Raw genomic sequence first — 16,127 nt, 5'->3', positions numbered from 1 at the left:
GCGCGGGCCGGGGGCGCGGAGCCTCATGCCAGTCCGTACCCGACGCCGCGCCGCGTCGTGATGAGCGGCGGCCCCACCTGGTCGAGTTTGCGCCGCAGATAGCTGATGTAGGTCTCGACGACGGTCGACTCCGCCGAGTGCTCGATGTTCCACACATGGCGCAGCAACTGCTCCTTGGGCACGACCCGGCCGCCGTTGCGGACCAGGAAGCGAAGGAGCGCGTACTCCGTCGGGGTCAGCTGCACCGAGCCGCCCTCGCGCCGCACCACGTACGTCGTCTCGTCCAGCTCCAGGTCGCCGTAGCGCAGCGGTGGTCGCTGCGGCAGTACGTCGTGGGGGCGCACCCGGCGCAGGACCGCGCCGATGCGGGCCACGACCTCGTCGATGTTGAACGGCTTGGTGATGTAGTCGTCGCCGAAGCCGAGGGCGCCCACGACCTCCGCGGGCGCGTCCCGCGCGGTGAGGAAGACCAGCGCCAGCTCCGGCTGTCGCGCCCGCAGTTCGCGGCCGAGGGCCCGCCCGTCGCCGTCCGGCAGCATCACGTCGAGCAGCGCGCAGTCGGGGCGGGTGCGGTCGGCGGCGGCCAGGGCCTCGCGGACCGTGCCCGCGGTCATCACGTCGAAGCGGTGGTAGCGCAGGGCGATGGCGAGGACGTCGGCGATGGACGGCTCGTCCTCGACGACGAGGACCGTGGCGCGGCCCCGCGCGTCGGCGGACCCGGCGGCCGACGCCGCTGCGACATCTGTTCCCCGGTGACCTTCGGCGTGGCTCATGCCCCCAGTATCCGCACGCCCGTCGCACGAAGGGCGGGCCCGCCCTTTGGAGTTCCTTGAGAATCACGGCCGTCACGCGCCGTTGGCCGGCCGGACCCCTGATGCTGGGCGCGGAGCCCACGGACGACGACGGGATCCACGCGGGCCGACCAGGAACGGAGGTGAGTGCGTCGTGACGGCATGGGCACGGTGGTGTCACCGGCACCGCCTCGTGGTCGTCGTGCTGTGGCTCGCCGCCCTCCTCGGCCTCGGCGCCGCGGGCACCTCCGCGGGCACCGACTACACCAACGCCTTCTCCCTGCCCGGCACGGACTCCGAGCGCGCCCACGACCTGATGGCGAAGGCGTTCCCGGAGCGCGGCGGCGACACCGACACGGTGGTGTGGAAGACGGAAGCGGGCTCCTCGGTCCGTGACGCCGACGTACGCGACCGGATCGAGCCCGCGCTGAGCCGGATCGCCGCCCTCGACGGCGTCGGCGAGGTCGCCGGGCCCTACGCCGCAGGGGCGCGCGCCGCCGCGCGGGTCAGCGACGACGGACGGATCGCCTACGCGCAGGTCACGTTCGCCCGCCAGGCCGACGAGATCCCCGAGGAACTGATCGAGCGGGTCGTCGACACCGCCCACGCCGCCGCCCGCGAAGGACTCCAGGTCGAGCTGGGCGGCCAGGCCGTCGCCCGCACCCTGGAGCCGCCCGCGGGCACCTCCGGGGCCGTCGGCGTCGCGGCGGCCGTCGGCGTCGCTGCCGCCGCCGTCGTGCTCCTGCTCGCCCTCGGCTCGCTCTTCGCGATGCTCCTGCCGATCGTCACCGCGGTGTTCGCCGTCGGCACCGGCGTGCTCGCCACGATGCTGCTCAGCCACGTCACGGACATACCCGAAGCGGCGCCGCTGCTCGGCTCGTTGATCGGCCTCGGCGTCGGCATCGACTACGCCCTCCTCATCGTCACCCGGCACCGCGGGGGCATCCTGCGCGGCCTGGAACCGCAGGAGTCGGCGGTGCGGGCCCTCGACACCTCGGGCCGCGCGGTTCTCCTCGCGGGCGGCACGGTGTGCGTCGCGCTCGCCGGGATGCTCGTGATGAACCTGCGCTTCCTGGACGGTGTCGTGATCGCGGCGTCCCTCACGGTGGGCCTCGGCGTCCTCGCCGCGATCACCCTGCTCCCCGCGCTCCTCGGCGTCCTCGGCGCCCGGGTGCTCAGCCGCCGCCAGCGCCGCGTCCTCGCCACGTCCGGGCCCGAGCCCGAGGAGCCCGGCGGCCTCACCGCGCGCTGGTCCGCCTTCGTGCAGCGCCGCCCGCGCCTGGTCGGCGTCCTCGCCGTCGCCGTCATGGCGGCCCTCGCCGTCCCGCTCCTCTCGCTGCGCCTCGGCGCCACCGACCAGGGCAACCACCAGGAGTCCACGACGACCCGGCAGGCCTACGACCTGCTCGCGGAGGGCTTCGGCCCCGGCTTCAACGGGCCCCTCCGAGTCGTCGTGGACAAGCCGGGACCCGACACCGCCGCCGGGCTCGTCGAGCGCATCCGCGACACCGAGGGCGTCGCCCGCGTGCACGCGGACCCGCCCGCCACCGCGGCCGACACCACCGTCATCGAGGTCGTGCCGACCAGCTCGCCCCAGTCCCAGGAGACCGGCCGGCTCATCGACCGGCTGCGCGGCGACGTCCTGCCCGAGGCCGGCGCGGACGCCCATGTGGGCGGTGTGACCGCCGTGTTCAAGGACTTCGCCGCGGTCACGTCCGAGCGGCTTCCGTACTTCGTGGGCGCCGTCGTCGCCCTCGGCTTCCTGCTGCTCCTGCTCGCCTTCCGCTCCCTCGTGGTGCCCCTGACGGCGGCCCTGATGAACCTGATCGCGGCGGCCGCCTCGTTCGGGGTGCTCGTGGCGGTGTTCCAGTGGGGCTGGGGCGGGCAGTTGCTCGGCCTCGGCGGGGAGGGGCCCATCGCGGCCTTCCTGCCCGTCATCATGCTGTCGTTGCTCTTCGGCCTGTCCATGGCTCACCAGGTGCTCCTGGTGAGCCGCGTGCGCGAGGAGTGGACGCACACCCACGACAACGCCCGCGCGGTCCGCGTCGGCCTCGCCGAGACCGGCCGCGTCATCACCTGCGCGGCGCTCGTCATGATCTGCGTGTTCGCCGCGTTCGTGCTCAGCGGCGATACGGTGGGCGCGATGGCGGGCATCGGCCTCGCCGCGACCGTCGCCCTCGACGCCTTCATCCTGCGGACGGCCCTCGTGCCCGCCGCGATGCACCTCATCGGCCGCGCCAACTGGTGGCTCCCGGCCCGGCTCGACCGCCGCCTGCCGCACCTGGCGGTCGAGCCCGAGGAAGCGGAGCCGCCCGCCCCCGAGGACCTGGAGGTCCTGGTGGCGGCGGCCCTCGGCACCCCGCGCCCGCCGGTCTCCCCGGCCACCCCCGGCCCGCGGGGCCCGGCGGGCGCGGGTGGATCACACGGCGTGAACCCGTACGGGGCCGCGCACGCCTACGGGGCGAAGGACGGCACCCGCGACACCACGGGGGACGGCGCCAAGTCGCTGCCCCCGTTCGACGGCCAGGGGTCGGCGACCCCGTACGGCCCCTACCACCCCGGGCGCCGGACTGCCCCCGGCGCCCGGAAACCCGGCGTCCCCGGCCCGCGCGCACCCGGAAGCCCCGGGCGCCGCGGCGCGGCCGGCGGACACGGCGCACCCAGGAAGGACGACGCGCCCATGGCAGGCGAGACACCCAGGGAAGGCGGCACCCCACGCGCGTACGGGCCGGTCGGCCGTGGCGGGCCCGTCGGCCCCGTCGTGCACGGGTTCATCATCACGCCGGACGGCGACCCCATCCACAGCGTGACGCTCACGCTGCTGTCCAAGGGCGGCGGCCGACTGGACCGGGTGTCGTCCCTGGCCGACGGCTCCTACATCCTCGCCGCGCCCGCCCCCGGCGTGTACCTGCTCGCGGCGACGGCCCCGGGATACGCCTCGAAGACCCGTCACATCATGCTCGGCGACGGGCCGTTGACGTACGACCTCGAACTGGTGGAGGCGGTGGGCGGCGGCGTGAACGCCGTGACCTGACCCCGGCCGACCCGGACCGGACCTGACCGGACCTGACCTGGTTCCCGGCCGACCCGGACCGGACCCGACCTGGACCCGGCCGGTGGGCGGAGCTGCACCCGCCCACCGGCCTCACCGCCGGGACACCCGCTCGCCGACGACCCGAGCCCACGGGACGGTGACCGGGAGGACCGGCACGGCGGTGGCCGCCCACCCGTGGGGGCGGCCACCGCTCCTCATGTCGTGCGCCCCGCGAAGACGGTGGCCCCGTCCTGGATCGGGACCACCGCCCGACGAACCCCGCCCGGAGCCACCCCGCCGCCCCTGCCGCGCCTCGCCCGTCAACTGCGCGCGCAGCCGCCGCAGTCCGCGGTGCAGCGCCATCCGGACGGCGCCGGGACGCTTGCCGAGGACCCGGGCCGCGCTCGGCCCGTCAAGGCCCATCAGCACGCCGAGGTAGACGGCCCTGCCCTGGTCCGGCGGCAGCCCGGCGACCAGGCCGAGGGCGTCGTCGGTCGACAGCGACTCCAGGACCTCGTCCGCGGTGTCACGGGCGGCCGGTACGTCGAGCGCGTCGCCGTCGGTGAGGCTCAGGCGCGGGCGGCTGAGGCGGCGGCGGACGTGGTCGCGGGCGCGGTTGCGGGCGATGACGGCCGCCCAGCGCCGGAAGTCGCCGCCGTCGCCGGTGAACCGTCCCAGGTCACGGGCGATCTGCAGCCATGCCTCCGAGGCCACGTCCTCCGCCTCGTCCCCGACGATGCCGCGCACGTATCCGAGCAGGCCCGGGTGCACCCATTGGTACACCGCCGCGAACGCGGTCTCGTCCCCCTCCCTGGCGGCGGCGAGGGCACGCGTCAGCTCCGCGTCACCGATCCGCGCACGCCCGCCGGACCTTGTGCCCCCGCCCCGCTGGTTCTCACGCTGCTGGTCCCCGCCCCCGCCCACGCGCTACCGCCGAGCGGGTTCCGGCTCGGCCTCGGGCACGGGGGTGGTCCGTCGCCCCGGCAGCGTCAGGTAGAAGGTCTGGAGGGACTCCGCGGCCCCCGCCTCGTACCGGTTGACGACCTTCCCCAGCGGGCTCCACACCCGCCCGTCCGGCATCCGTACGCCCACGGTCTGACCGAAGAACTCCCGCTGGCTGTCGTCGAGGTCGATCCACGTGGCCCCGGCCCGGCGCACGAGGACCTCGCCCACGTACGCCCCGAACCCGAACAGCGCCCCCGCGACCTCCGCCCGCTCGCGCCCGTCCTTGCGCAGTCCGTCGAGGACGAAGTCCACGACGCGCAGGCTCCGTACGGAGAAGTCCAAAGGCAATCGATTGCGCTCCGTCACATGCGCGACGAACCTGCGCGTGTACCTCCGCATCTCGTCCGCCTGCGGCGGTCTCTTCCCCTCACCGGCCACTCTTTCCCACCCCTTTGGCTCCGCCCCCGTATGTGCGAGAGCACCGAACGCACTCTCCGCTTAACAAGCGCAACCAGGATCCCAGGCGTCACGGGTACCGCCGGTGTCCCTTCTCACACGCCCAACTCGCCCTGTGCGTACAACCTTTGCGGCTGATCGACAGTCCGCGAGGCGCCGCGGAATGTCCGTTTTCGGCATGGTGTGGTGACGGGGCGACGCCGTGTTGTACAACCGCCGGGCCCGCCGGGTGAGGGCCCGTCGGGGCGAGTGGGGAGGGGGCGAAGGGCGTGGAGATTCCCGGAGTTTCGGGAGGCGTGGGGGAGGCGGGTGAGGAGGAGGTGGTGGAGCTGAGCCAGGAGGAGAGGGAAGGGCTCGTGGGGGAAGTTTCGGACCGGCGGGTGGTGTTGACCGGGGTGGTGGTGCTGCTCGTGGCCTGTGGGGCCTTCGCCATCGGGGTGCTGTGCTAGGCGCGGCCGAGCCCCGGCCGCTTCGTGTAGTCCGTGAAGCCGACCACGTTCCCCCACGGGTCGGCGATCTCCACGGTCCAGCCCGTCGCCACCGAGGCCGGTTCGGCGAGCGCCGTGACGCCGGCCTCGTCGAGTTCGCGAGCCTTCGCGCGGGCGTCCCGCACCTCCAGCCAGAGGCGCGGCGCGGGCCACGGCGGTGGGCGGCGGTCGACGCCCTCCTCCACCCGGAGCAGCACCCCGGGCGTCTCGGCGCCCACCTTCAGGATGGCGAGCCCGGCCTCGTCCAGGCGGTACGTGAGCGGGAACCCGGCCCGCTCGTAGAAGCCGACCGCCTCGTCGAGGTCGCCCACGGGGAACAGCGCGTTGTCGAATCCGAGCAGGTCGGAGGCCGTCGACGGCTGGCTATTGTCTGACATGTCGTCAGAATACGGGTCGGTTCGACCCGGGGGCCGCGTCCCTGCCGCACGGCGCGTGTCCCTGCCGCACGGCGCGTGTCCCGGGCGCACGGCGCGTGTCCCGGGCGGGCGGCGAAGGTGCCGGTGGCTTTCGGCCCCGCACGGCCGGTGAGTCTCAGCCCCTCCGGCGTTTGAGGAGCGGGGTCCGGGGCGGAGCCCCAGGATCGGAGGAGGGACGGGACCGGGGCGCACCGCCAGGCCCCCCCGGCCCGCGCCCAGGCGAACCCCACCCACACCAACCCCCACACCGCCACACCCACCCACAGCAGCACCCGCCCAAGGGTCCGCAGCCAGGGCACGTCCGCCACCACGCCGGTGGTCAGCGCGGCCACCGCCGTCATGCCGAGCGGGAACACGGTGGCCCACCGCCGCGCGTCGTAGTGGAACCGCGGCCGGGCCACCTCCGCGGCGAGCAGGACCGCGTACCAGGCGAGCGCGAGGCCGAGCAGCACGAAGGTGAGGGTGCGCAGCACGTCGTGGCCCGTGCCCGTCCACAGCGGCGACGCCGTCAGCTTGGAGGCGGCCAGCGCGGAGATGGCGAGGGCGCCGCCCGCCACCCAGTGGTCCCCGGCGCCCGTCACGGTCTGCCGGAAGTCGAAGCGCAGCAGCGCGTAGGCGTACAGGAGCAGCCCCAGGGCGAAGCACGCGAGGGCCGCCTCGCCCAGCCAGTCGCCCTCGCCCGCGACACACAGCGTGGCCGCGAGGACGGCGAGGCCCTGCGTCGCCACGCACACCAGGAACACCCCGCCGGGCAGGCCCTGTCCCCAGTGCGGCCGGGGCGAGGTGGAGCTACAACTGGGACGACGACCTCGGCGGCGGCGCGCCCGGCCTCGACGCCGACCCGCTGGTCCAGGGGGCCCGCGACCAGGCCAGGGAGACCACGGAGCGGGTCTCCCGGCAGATCCGCGCCACCTTCGAAGAGACCTTCATGTTCTACCTGCCGCGCGTCTGCGAGCACTGCCTGAACCCGGCGTGCGTGGCGTCCTGCCCGTCCGGCGCGATGTACAAGTGGACGGAGGACGGCATCGTCCTCGTCGACCAGGACGGCTGCCGGGGCTGGCGCAAGTGCGTCACGGGCTGCCCGTACAAGAAGGTCTACTTCAACCACCGCACCGGCAAGGCGGAGAAGTGCACGCTCTGCTACCCGCGCCTCGAAGTGGGCCTGCCGACGGTCTGCTCCGAGACGTGCGTGGGCCGCCTGCGCTATCTCGGCGTGGTCCTCTACGACGCGGACAAGGTCACCGAGGCCGCCTCCACCCCTTCCGAACAGGACCTGTACGAGGCCCAGTTGGGCGTCTTCCTCGACCCCGGCGACCCGGAGGTGCGGCGCGCCGCCGAGCGCGACGGCGTCCCGCACGACTGGATCGAGGCGGCCCGGCGCTCGCCCGTGCACGCCCTCATCAGCACCTACCGCGTGGCGCTCCCGCTGCACCCGGAGTACCGCACCCTGCCCATGGTCTGGTACGTCCCGCCGCTGTCCCCGGTCGTGGAGGCCCTGGCCGGGACCGGGCACGACGGGGAGGACGCGGGCAACCTCTTCGGCGCCATCGACACCCTGCGGATCCCCCTCGAATACCTCGCGGAACTCTTCACCGCCGGGGACGTCGGGCCGGTGCGGGCCACCCTGGAACGGCTCGCGGCGATGCGGTCGTACATGCGGAGCGTCAACCTGGGCGATCCGCCGGACACTTCGGCCGCCGAGGCGGTCGGCATGACGGGCGCCGGGATCGAGGACATGCACCGGCTCCTGGCGATCGCGAAGTACGACGAGCGGTACGTCATCCCGACGGCGGCCGTGGCGGACGCGCGGCGCCTGGAGGAGTCGGCGGTGCCCGACGGCTGCTCCCTGGACGCGGCGGGCGGACCGGGGATGGGCGGACCGGGGATGGGCGGGCCAGGGCCCTTCGGCGACGACTCGGGCACCCACAACGGCTTGCCGCTGGTCACCATCGAGAACTTCCACGCGTCCCGGGGCCGCCAGACCGCGGACACCCCGGAGCCGGGGGAGGAGGACCGATGACCGCGCACGCCGCGCTGTACCAGGGCGCCGCACACTGCCTCTGCTACCCCGACGAGCGGACCCGCTCCCACTTCCCGCTGATCCGCGCGGCCGTCCCGCAGCTGACCGCCTTCCTGGACCACGCCGAGGCCTCGGCCCCGACCGCCCTCGCCGAGGCCTACGTCCGCACCTTCGACTTCAAGAACCGCCACAGCCTCTACCTGAGCTGGTGGCTGGACGGCGACACCCGCCGCAGGGGCGCGTCCCTCGTCGCCTTCAAGGAGACCTACCGGGCCCACGGCTGGGAGCCGACCGGCGAGGAACTCCCCGACCACCTCCCCACGGTCCTGGAATTCACGGCGGCGACCGGCTCCCCGGACCTGCTCCTGGCCCACCGAGCGGGCCTCGAACTCCTCCGCATCGCCCTCACCGAGAACGGCACCCCCTACGCCTCGGTCCTCGACGCCGTCTGCCGCACCCTGCCGGGGCCCTCGCCCAAGGACCGCGCCGAGGCCCGCGCCCTGGCCCGCTCGGGCCCGCCCACCGAGACGGTCGGAGTCGACTGATGCACACCCTCCTCTGGGCGGTCCTGCCCTACGTCTGTCTGACCCTGCTGATCGCGGGCACGGTCTGGCGCTACCGCTACGACAAGTTCGGCTGGACGACGCGTTCCTCACAGGTGTACGAGTCGAAGCTCCTGAACATCGCGTCCCCCGCCTTCCACTACGGCATCCTCTTCGTCCTCGCCGGCCACCTCATGGGCCTGTTCGTCCCGGAGTCCTGGACGGACGCGGTCGGCCTGAAGGAGCACGCGTACCACCTGCTGTCCCTGTTCGGCGGGACGGCGGCCGGGCTCCTCGCGGTCGCCGGGGTCGCCCTGCTCCTCTACCGCAGGCGGACGCGGCGGGGGTGGGAGAAGGTGGACTCGTAGGCGTCAGTCGGTCTTGGGCTTGCCCGCGTCAAGGATGGCCGCCACGTCCAGCGACACCTTCGCGCCGATCGAGTCGGGGAGCGTGACCGTCTGGCCGGGCGCGTGGACCTGGTGGTTGGCGTAGCCATCGGTCGCCGGTTCGGTGAGGACGTGGAGCCGCTGGTGCTTGCGGTCGACGATGACGTATACGGGGATCTTGGCCTCGGCGTACGCGGAGACCTTGGTGCGCAGATCCGTCTGGTAGTTGCTGGAGGTGACCTCTAGGACCAGGCGGAAGACTGCGGGGTCGTGGCACCCGTTCTCGATGTAGTGATCCCGATAGTCGGCGTCCACGACGGCCAGGTCAGGGATCGCATGGTCCTCCGCACCGGTCGGCAGCCAGAGGCCGAATGCCTGGATGACTCTGGTGTCTGCGCTGTGCAGTCCCGCCGCGAGGAATGGCAGCATGAGGTCTGTCAGGACGTCGCCGTGGGGGCCATCTGCGGACGGACTCACGAGGATCTGGCCTCCGATGATCTCGACGCGGTAGCCCGGATTGCGGTCCCTGAGCCTGTTGGCCTCTGCGATCAGCGGTCGGTCGTCGTGCGGCTGCTCGACGGATGCTGCGGACATCGCGTGCCTCCTGTGGGCTGGTGTCGAGAGCCTCATCGTAGGACGAACCAGGCTCGGGTGTCCGGGGCTGATTCGTTCACCAGAACGAGTGAGGGTCCCGCTCCCGGTGCGAAACCGGGTGCGGGACCCTCCTGCAAGCCGAGCCGGGGACTCAGAAGCGGCGCGTGATCAGCGCCCGCTTCACTTCCTGGATCGCCTTGGTGACCTCGATGCCACGCGGGCACGCGTCGGTGCAGTTGAACGTCGTGCGGCAGCGCCACACGCCGTCCTTGTCGTTCAGGATCTCCAGGCGCTGCTCGCCCGCCTCGTCACGCGAGTCGAAGATGAAGCGGTGCGCGTTGACGATCGCGGCCGGGCCGAAGTACTGGCCGTCGTTCCAGAAGACCGGGCAGGACGACGTGCACGCGGCGCACAGGATGCACTTGGTGGTGTCGTCGAAGCGCTCGCGGTCCTCGGCGGACTGCAGGCGCTCCCGGGTCGGCTCGTTGCCCGTGGTGACCAGGAAGGGCATCACGTCGCGGTAGGCCTGGAAGAACGGGTCCATGTCGACGACGAGGTCCTTCAGGACCGTCAGGCCCTTGATGGGCTCGACCGTGATCGGCTTGGCCGGGTTGATGTCCTTGATCAGGGTCTTGCAGGCAAGGCGGTTCTTGCCGTTGATGCGCATGGCGTCCGAGCCGCAGATGCCGTGCGCGCAGGAGCGGCGGAACGTCAGGGTGCCGTCCAGGTCCCACTTGATCTTGTGGAGGCCGTCGAGGACGCGCTCCTTGGGGTCGATCTCCAGCTGGAAGTCTTCCCAGACCGCGTCCGCCGAGATCTCCGGGTTGAAGCGGCGGATCCGGAAGGTGACGGTGATGAGGTGGGACGAGGCCGCGGCTTCCGCCTCGACCTTGTCCATCGTCGGAGTTGCCATCAGTACTTACGCTCCATCGGCTGGTAGCGGGTCTGGACGACCGGCTTGTAGTCGAGGCGGATCGAGTCAGTTGCCGAATCGCCCTCGCCGGTGACCTCGCGGTACGCCATGGTGTGGCGCATGAAGTTGACGTCGTCGCGGTTGGGGTAGTCCTCGCGGTAGTGGCCGCCGCGGGACTCCTTGCGGGCGAGGGCCGAGACCGCCATGACCTCGGCGAGGTCGAGCAGGTTGCCCAGCTCGATGGCCTCCAGGAGGTCGGTGTTGAAGCGCTTGCCCTTGTCCTGGACCGAGACGTTCTTGTAGCGCTCGCGCAGCTCGGCGATCTTCTCGACGGCCGTCTTGATGGTCTGCTCCGTACGGAACACCATCACGTTGGCGTCCATCGTCTCCTGGAGCTCCTTGCGGATGTCCGCGACGCGCTCCGTGCCGGTGGAGTCGCGCAGCTGCTCCACCAGGGAGACCACGAACTCCGCCGGGTTCTCGGGAAGCTCGACGTGGTCGGCCTTCTCCGCGTACTCCGCGGCGGCGATGCCCGCGCGGCGGCCGAAGACGTTGATGTCCAGGAGCGAGTTCGTGCCCAGGCGGTTGGCGCCGTGCACGGACACGCAGGCGACCTCACCGGCGGCGTACAGACCCGGGACGACGGTGGTGTTGTCCGCGAGGACCTCGCCCTCGACGTTCGTCGGGATGCCGCCCATGGCGTAGTGCGCGGTCGGCTGGATCGGGATCGGGTCCGTGTAGGGCTCGATGCCGAGGTAGGTGCGCGCGAACTCCGTGATGTCCGGGAGCTTGGCGTCCAGCTGCTCCGGCGGCAGGTGCGTGAGGTCGAGGTAGACGTGGTCGCCCTCGGGACCGCAGCCGCGGCCCTCACGGATCTCCGTGTAGATGGAGCGGGACACGACGTCACGGGACGCGAGGTCCTTCATGACCGGCGCGTACTTCTCCATGAAGCGCTCGCCGTCCTTGTTGCGCAGGATGCCGCCCTCACCGCGGGCGCCCTCCGTGAGCAGGATGCCCATGCGCCAGATGCCGGTCGGGTGGAACTGGAAGAACTCCATGTCCTCCAGCGGCAGCCCCCGGCGGTAGCAGGCCGCCTGCCCGTCACCGGTCAGGGTGTGCGCGTTCGACGTCACCTTGAAGAACTTGCCGGTGCCGCCGGAGGCGTACACGACGGCCTTCGCCTGGAAGACGTGGATCTCGCCGGTGGCCAGCTCGTAGGCGACGACGCCCGCCGACTTCTTGACGCCGTCCTCCTCCACGATGAGCTGGTCGAGGACGTAGAACTCGTTGAAGAACTCCACACCCTCCTTGACGCAGTTCTGGTAGAGGGTCTGGAGGATCATGTGGCCCGTGCGGTCCGCGGCGTAGCAGGACCGGCGCACCGGGGCCTCGCCGTGGTTGCGGGAGTGGCCGCCGAAGCGGCGCTGGTCGATGGTGCCGTCCGGGGTGCGGTTGAACGGCAGGCCCATCTTCTCGAGGTCGAGGACCGCGTCGATGGCCTCCTTCGCCAGGATCTCGGCGGCGTCCTGGTCGACCAGGTAGTCGCCGCCCTTGATCGTGTCGAAGGTGTGCCACTCCCAGTTGTCCTCCTCCACGTTGGCGAGCGCGGCGGCCATGCCGCCCTGCGCCGCGCCCGTGTGGGAACGCGTGGGGTAGAGCTTGGTGAGCACGGCGGTGCGGCTGCGCTTCGTCGCCTCGATGGCGGCGCGCATGCCGGCGCCGCCCGCGCCGACGATGACGGTGTCGTACTTGTGGATCTTCATGGGTGGTTACCTCAGCCCCGTGCCTAGCGGATGTTCGGGTCGAAGGTGAAGATCACCAGCGTGCCCAGCAGGATGGTGAACACCGTGGCGGTGTACAGCAGGCCCTTCAGCCACAGGCGCGTGTTCGGGCGCTCGGCGTAGTCGTTGATGACCGTGCGCAGACCGTTCGCGCCGTGCAGCATCGCGAGCCACAGCATCAGCAGGTCCCAGACCTGCCAGAACGGCGAGGCCCAGCGGCCCGCGACGAACGCGAAGCCGATCTTGCTCACGCCGCCGTCGAGGACCAGCTGGATCAGCAGGTGCGTGATGACCAGGACGACGAGGACGACGCCGGACAGGCGCATGAACAGCCACGCGGCCATCTCGAAGTTGCCGCGCGTGGCGCGCGGGGTCTTCGAGGTGCGCTTGCGGGGGGCCTCGATGAGCGGGGCCGGGTGGTCGACGTCGTACAGCGAGACGTCTTCGACGGGGCCGACGCCGGAGCCGCCGGACTTCTCTGCGGTCGTGTCAGTGGACATGTCTGGCCTCAGCTCCCGAATACTTCACGGACGGCGTGGCCGAGGACCGGGTAGAGCGCGCCGACCATCAGCACGACCCAGATGCCCACGACGGTCCAGAGCATCTGCTTCTGGTAGCGGGGGCCCTTCGACCAGAAGTCGACGGCGATGACACGCAGACCGTTGAGCGCGTGGAAGAGGATCGCGGCGACGAGGCCGTACTCCAGGAGCGCGACGAGGGGTGTCTTGTAGGTAGCCACGACTTCGTCGTACGCCTCCGGGGAGACGCGGACGAGAGCGGTGTCGAGGACATGCACGAACAGGAAGAAGAAGATGAGGACACCGGTGACTCGATGAGCCACCCATGACCACATGCCTTCCCGGCCGCGGTACAGCGTTCCAGCCGGCACGGAAGAACCCTCCGGGAGCGGGGATTGGGGCCGGCCGGCTTCGGTGTCGGACGAGCCCGGCCGGGTACGGTCCACCGGCCGCTCGTCATCGTATCGACGAGTTGTCGGCTCCCCCGCCCCGGGTCCTCGGGTGTGATCAAACAGGCAATCAAACTGGTACGTACGGGCTATCGCGGTGGGGTTCGCCGCGGCGCGCCGGGGGCGCGACGGAGTGGTTCCCGGCGGTCAGCGCGGCCTGCGTGTGGACCAGCCGGGTGAGGCGGCCGCGGGCCAGGCGGCGCAGCTCCTCGGCGGCCACGGCGCGCTCCTCCTCCGGGTCGTTGCCGAGGCGGGCGCGGATGGAGGCGAGCAGGTGGTCGAGGGCCTCGCCGGGGGCGACGGCGTCGAGGCAGACGACGAAGGTGTGGCCGAAGCGGCTCTCGTACGCGGCGGTGGCGGCGCGCAGGGCGGTGGCCGCGGCCTCGTAGCCGGGGCCCGGCGGGAGGGAGGGCTCCAGGGGCTCGGCGGCCAGGGCCTCGGCGAGGTCGTCGGGCGCCAGGTCGTAGGCCGCCTCGTCGGCGGCGGCGAGCAGCGCGTCCAGGTCGGGGTAGGGCCGGTGGGCGGCGACGCGGTGGGCCCAGTGACGGCTTCCGCAGCAGGTCAGCAGGGTGCGCTCGGCGTCCTTCGGCTGTGCGGCGTTCAGGGCGTCCGGTATGGCGCGGTGCGGCGGCAGGGGAGCTCCTCGGCGCAGAGCGGCGGGCGACGGGTGGTCCCGGCGCGGGGTGGGATCCCGGCGCGGGGTCTGTGGCAACGCTAGCGGGGTGGGGAGAGAGGTGTCCGTGAGGCACCCGGATTTCATCCGAATGGGAGAGTTTGGGGTTCTTCGGTGGACGCGAGGGCCCTTCCGGGGTGGACGAGCGGGCGGCGCCGGGGCGGGCTTAGCGTGGGGGGCATGGAGGCTCTGACTTCTGGTGCGGAGGGCTCGGCTGCCGGTCCGGCGGCGGCTGTCGGCGCGGCTCGCCCGACGGTGACTCCGGGGGCGGCGGGCGGGTCGGCCGTGGCGGGCCCGGGGGTGATCTCCGGGGCGGCGGGCGCGTCGGCCGTGGCGGGCTCGGGGGTGATCTCCGGGGCCGTGGGCCGGGCGGCCTCCCGTGCGGCGAGTTCCGTGGCCGCCTCTCGTGCGGCGAGTTCCGTGGCCGCCGTGGCGACGGGGCCCGCGGGCTCCCGGGCCGCGGGCGTGTCGGCGGGTGACGGGTCGTGATCCGGGGGCGGCTCGCCGTGGGTACGGGGATCGTCGCGGCGGGGGCGGTGGCGCTCGCGGTCGGGTTCTGGCCGGACGGGTCCGGGGGCGGAGGCGGCGGCTCCGGTGACGGGGGCCGCACGGCGGGGACGGCGTCCGAGCCCGCTCCACGCTCGCCCGCGCCCACGAAGTCGTACCCGCTCTCCGAGGCGCCCGCCACCGTCCCGGCCGTCCGCGAGCACACCCCCGCCCGGGGCCCCGGCTGGCGGCCGGGCGACGGCGGCCGGGTCGTCGTCGGGGACCGGGTGCTCGCCGACGAGGCCCGGCTGCTCGCCGGGGAGCTGCGGCTGCGGTACGCGGGCGAGGCGGAGCCGCGCGCGGGCGACGTGCGCCTCGAACTGTCCGGGGACCGGGGGCGGGGCGGCGGTGGCCCGGAGTCGTACACCCTGACCGTCAAGGACCGCACCGTGCGGATAGCCGCGCCCGCCGAGGCCGGGGTCTTCCACGGCACCCGCACCCTCAAGCAGGAGGTCGCGGGCGGCCGGAGCGCCCCGGAGGGTGTCGTACGGGACCGGCCCGCCAAGCCGCGCCGCGGCTTCATGGTCGACATCGCCCGCAAGCACTTCTCCGCCGGGTGGATCGAGGACCGGATCCGCGAGCTCGGCGACCTCAAGTACAACGAGCTCGGCCTGCACTTCTCCGACGACCAGGCCTTCCGCATCGCCTCCGACTCGCACCCCGAGGTCGTCTCCGCCGACCACCTCACCAAGGCGCAGGTCCGCCGCATCGTCGACCTCGCGGCCGAGCGGCACATCACGGTCGTACCGGAGATCGACTCGCCCGGACACCTCGGCGCGGTCATCGCCGCCCACCCCGACCTGCAACTGCGCGACAGCCGCGGCGTGGCCACGCGCGGCGCGATCGACATAGCGAAGCCGAAGGCCGCCGAGATCGTCGACGACCTGCTGCGCGAGTACGACGAGCTGTTCCCCGGCGCCCGCTGGCACCTGGGCGCCGACGAGTACCAGGCCCTGACGCGGAGCGACCCCGAGGCCTCCTACCCGCAGCTCGCCGCCGCCGCGCGCGACCGCATCGGCCCGGACGCCCGCGTCCAGGACCTGGCGACGGCGTGGTTGAACGACCGCGCGAAGGCGGTGGGCCCGGGGCGGGACGTGCGGGCCTGGAACGACGGGTTCTTCCGCGGCGGCGTCACCCGGGTCGACGACCGGATCGAGGTCGCGTACTGGACCGGCAAGGAGATCGGCGCCCGCGAGCCCGTCGAGTACCTGCGCGAAGGGCGCGACGTCCTCAACTACAACGACGAGTACCTCTACTACGTCCTCGGCCAGCCCAACGACTTCCGCTACCCCACGGGTCAGCGCATCTACGAACAGTGGACCCCGCTGGTCCTGCGCGGCACCCGCCCCGTCCCCGCCTCCTACGACCGCCGGATCCTCGGCGGCACCTTCGCCGTGTGGTGCGACCTCGCCGGGGCGCAGACGCAGGAGCAGGTGGCGCGCGGGATCCGGATGCCGCTGCGGGCGACGGCCCAGAAGCTGTGGGACGAGCGGGGGCCGACGCGGCCGTGGCCGGCGTTCGTGCGGCTCGCGGGAGAGGTGGAACGGCCCGCGCGCTGAGGTTCCCGGTGCTCCT

At 72.8% G+C, this 16,127-nt stretch carries 15 protein-coding genes and 4 pseudogenes; 8 read left to right on the top strand and 11 right to left on the bottom strand.

Annotated elements, in window-relative coordinates:
- Positions 1-23 precede the first annotated feature (23 nt).
- Positions 24-773 carry a response regulator transcription factor gene (locus tag QUY26_RS14550; RefSeq protein WP_289946672.1) on the bottom strand — a complete coding sequence of 250 codons (750 nt, stop codon included), beginning with the start codon at positions 771-773 and terminating at the stop codon, positions 24-26.
- Between the two features lie 172 nt (positions 774-945).
- Here QUY26_RS14550 and QUY26_RS14545 point away from each other — a divergent pair.
- Both QUY26_RS14545 and QUY26_RS41170 read left to right on the top strand, forming a co-directional pair.
- Positions 946-3,114: pseudogene (locus tag QUY26_RS14545) on the top strand (MMPL family transporter); the annotation flags it as partial.
- Between the two features lie 357 nt (positions 3,115-3,471).
- Entirely contained in the window at positions 3,472-3,825 is a 354-nt protein-coding gene (locus tag QUY26_RS41170) for a carboxypeptidase-like regulatory domain-containing protein (RefSeq protein WP_436840508.1), read from the top strand.
- A 312-nt stretch (positions 3,826-4,137) separates the two neighbouring features.
- Here the strand turns inward: QUY26_RS41170 and QUY26_RS14540 are convergent.
- Together QUY26_RS14540 and QUY26_RS14535 are read right to left on the bottom strand one after the other, a co-directional pair.
- Positions 4,138-4,677 (bottom strand): annotated as a pseudogene (locus QUY26_RS14540) (RNA polymerase sigma factor); the annotation flags it as partial.
- A gap of 75 nt (positions 4,678-4,752) precedes the next feature.
- Entirely contained in the window at positions 4,753-5,169 is a 417-nt protein-coding gene (locus QUY26_RS14535) for a hypothetical protein (protein ID WP_289946669.1), read from the bottom strand.
- Positions 5,170-5,522: 353 nt separating this feature from the next.
- Between QUY26_RS14535 and QUY26_RS14530 the strand changes: the two genes are divergently transcribed.
- Positions 5,523-5,675, top strand: coding sequence for a hypothetical protein (locus tag QUY26_RS14530; RefSeq protein ID WP_289946668.1), 153 nt, complete (start codon positions 5,523-5,525; stop codon positions 5,673-5,675).
- Here the strand turns inward: QUY26_RS14530 and QUY26_RS14525 are convergent.
- A complete protein-coding gene (locus QUY26_RS14525; RefSeq protein WP_289946667.1) occupies positions 5,672-6,025 on the bottom strand; it encodes a VOC family protein in 354 nt (117 codons plus the stop codon). The two genes, QUY26_RS14530 and QUY26_RS14525, sit on opposite strands and share 4 nt — an antisense overlap.
- Positions 5,935-6,858, bottom strand: coding sequence for a hypothetical protein (locus tag QUY26_RS14520; RefSeq protein ID WP_289946666.1), 924 nt, complete (start codon positions 6,856-6,858; stop codon positions 5,935-5,937). Before QUY26_RS14520 ends, QUY26_RS14525 begins: the two co-directional genes overlap by 91 nt.
- 56 nt (positions 6,859-6,914) lie before the next feature.
- Here QUY26_RS14520 and QUY26_RS14515 point away from each other — a divergent pair.
- From QUY26_RS14515 to narI, 3 genes and pseudogenes are all read left to right on the top strand, one after another.
- Positions 6,915-8,150, top strand: a pseudogene (locus QUY26_RS14515) (4Fe-4S dicluster domain-containing protein); the annotation flags it as partial.
- On the top strand, positions 8,147-8,695 hold the full coding sequence (narJ, locus tag QUY26_RS14510) for a nitrate reductase molybdenum cofactor assembly chaperone (protein WP_289946664.1): 549 nt from the start codon (positions 8,147-8,149) through the stop codon (positions 8,693-8,695). The pseudogene QUY26_RS14515 and the gene narJ, both read left to right, overlap by 4 nt.
- Positions 8,695-9,033 (top strand): annotated as a pseudogene (gene narI, locus QUY26_RS14505) (respiratory nitrate reductase subunit gamma); the annotation flags it as partial. The gene narJ and the pseudogene narI, both read left to right, overlap by 1 nt.
- Positions 9,034-9,063: 30 nt before the next feature.
- Here narI and QUY26_RS14500 read toward each other — a convergent pair.
- From QUY26_RS14500 to QUY26_RS14475, 6 genes are all read right to left on the bottom strand, one after another.
- Positions 9,064-9,672, bottom strand: coding sequence for a Uma2 family endonuclease (locus QUY26_RS14500; protein WP_289946662.1), 609 nt, complete (start codon positions 9,670-9,672; stop codon positions 9,064-9,066).
- A gap of 151 nt (positions 9,673-9,823) precedes the next feature.
- Positions 9,824-10,585 (bottom strand): succinate dehydrogenase iron-sulfur subunit, encoded by a 762-nt coding sequence (locus QUY26_RS14495; protein ID WP_289946659.1) that lies wholly within the window; start codon positions 10,583-10,585, stop codon positions 9,824-9,826.
- Complete coding sequence (gene sdhA / locus QUY26_RS14490; RefSeq protein WP_289946657.1) at positions 10,585-12,348, bottom strand: succinate dehydrogenase flavoprotein subunit; 1,764 nt, start codon at positions 12,346-12,348, stop codon at positions 10,585-10,587. The genes QUY26_RS14495 and sdhA overlap by 1 nt, the downstream gene beginning before the upstream one ends.
- Before the next feature lie 23 nt (positions 12,349-12,371).
- Complete coding sequence (locus QUY26_RS14485) at positions 12,372-12,866, bottom strand: succinate dehydrogenase hydrophobic membrane anchor subunit (protein WP_289946656.1); 495 nt, start codon at positions 12,864-12,866, stop codon at positions 12,372-12,374.
- Between the two features lie 8 nt (positions 12,867-12,874).
- Positions 12,875-13,255 (bottom strand): succinate dehydrogenase, cytochrome b556 subunit, encoded by a 381-nt coding sequence (sdhC, locus tag QUY26_RS14480; RefSeq protein WP_078619514.1) that lies wholly within the window; start codon positions 13,253-13,255, stop codon positions 12,875-12,877.
- Between the two features lie 148 nt (positions 13,256-13,403).
- Positions 13,404-13,985 carry a 2-oxo-4-hydroxy-4-carboxy-5-ureidoimidazoline decarboxylase gene (locus tag QUY26_RS14475; RefSeq protein WP_436840507.1) on the bottom strand — a complete coding sequence of 194 codons (582 nt, stop codon included), beginning with the start codon at positions 13,983-13,985 and terminating at the stop codon, positions 13,404-13,406.
- Positions 13,986-14,186: 201 nt separating this feature from the next.
- Between QUY26_RS14475 and QUY26_RS14470 the strand changes: the two genes are divergently transcribed.
- Both QUY26_RS14470 and QUY26_RS14465 read left to right on the top strand, forming a co-directional pair.
- Entirely contained in the window at positions 14,187-14,495 is a 309-nt protein-coding gene (locus QUY26_RS14470) for a hypothetical protein (protein WP_289946654.1), read from the top strand.
- Positions 14,492-16,111 (top strand): beta-N-acetylhexosaminidase, encoded by a 1,620-nt coding sequence (locus tag QUY26_RS14465; RefSeq protein ID WP_436840330.1) that lies wholly within the window; start codon positions 14,492-14,494, stop codon positions 16,109-16,111. The genes QUY26_RS14470 and QUY26_RS14465 overlap by 4 nt, the downstream gene beginning before the upstream one ends.
- Positions 16,112-16,127 lie beyond the last annotated feature (16 nt).

The sequence above is a fragment of the Streptomyces flavofungini genome (assembly GCF_030388665.1).
Lineage (GTDB): Bacteria > Actinomycetota > Actinomycetes > Streptomycetales > Streptomycetaceae > Streptomyces > Streptomyces flavofungini_A.
The sequence above is the reverse complement of the archived record's forward strand: the minus strand, read 5'-3'. Positions and strand labels throughout refer to the sequence as shown.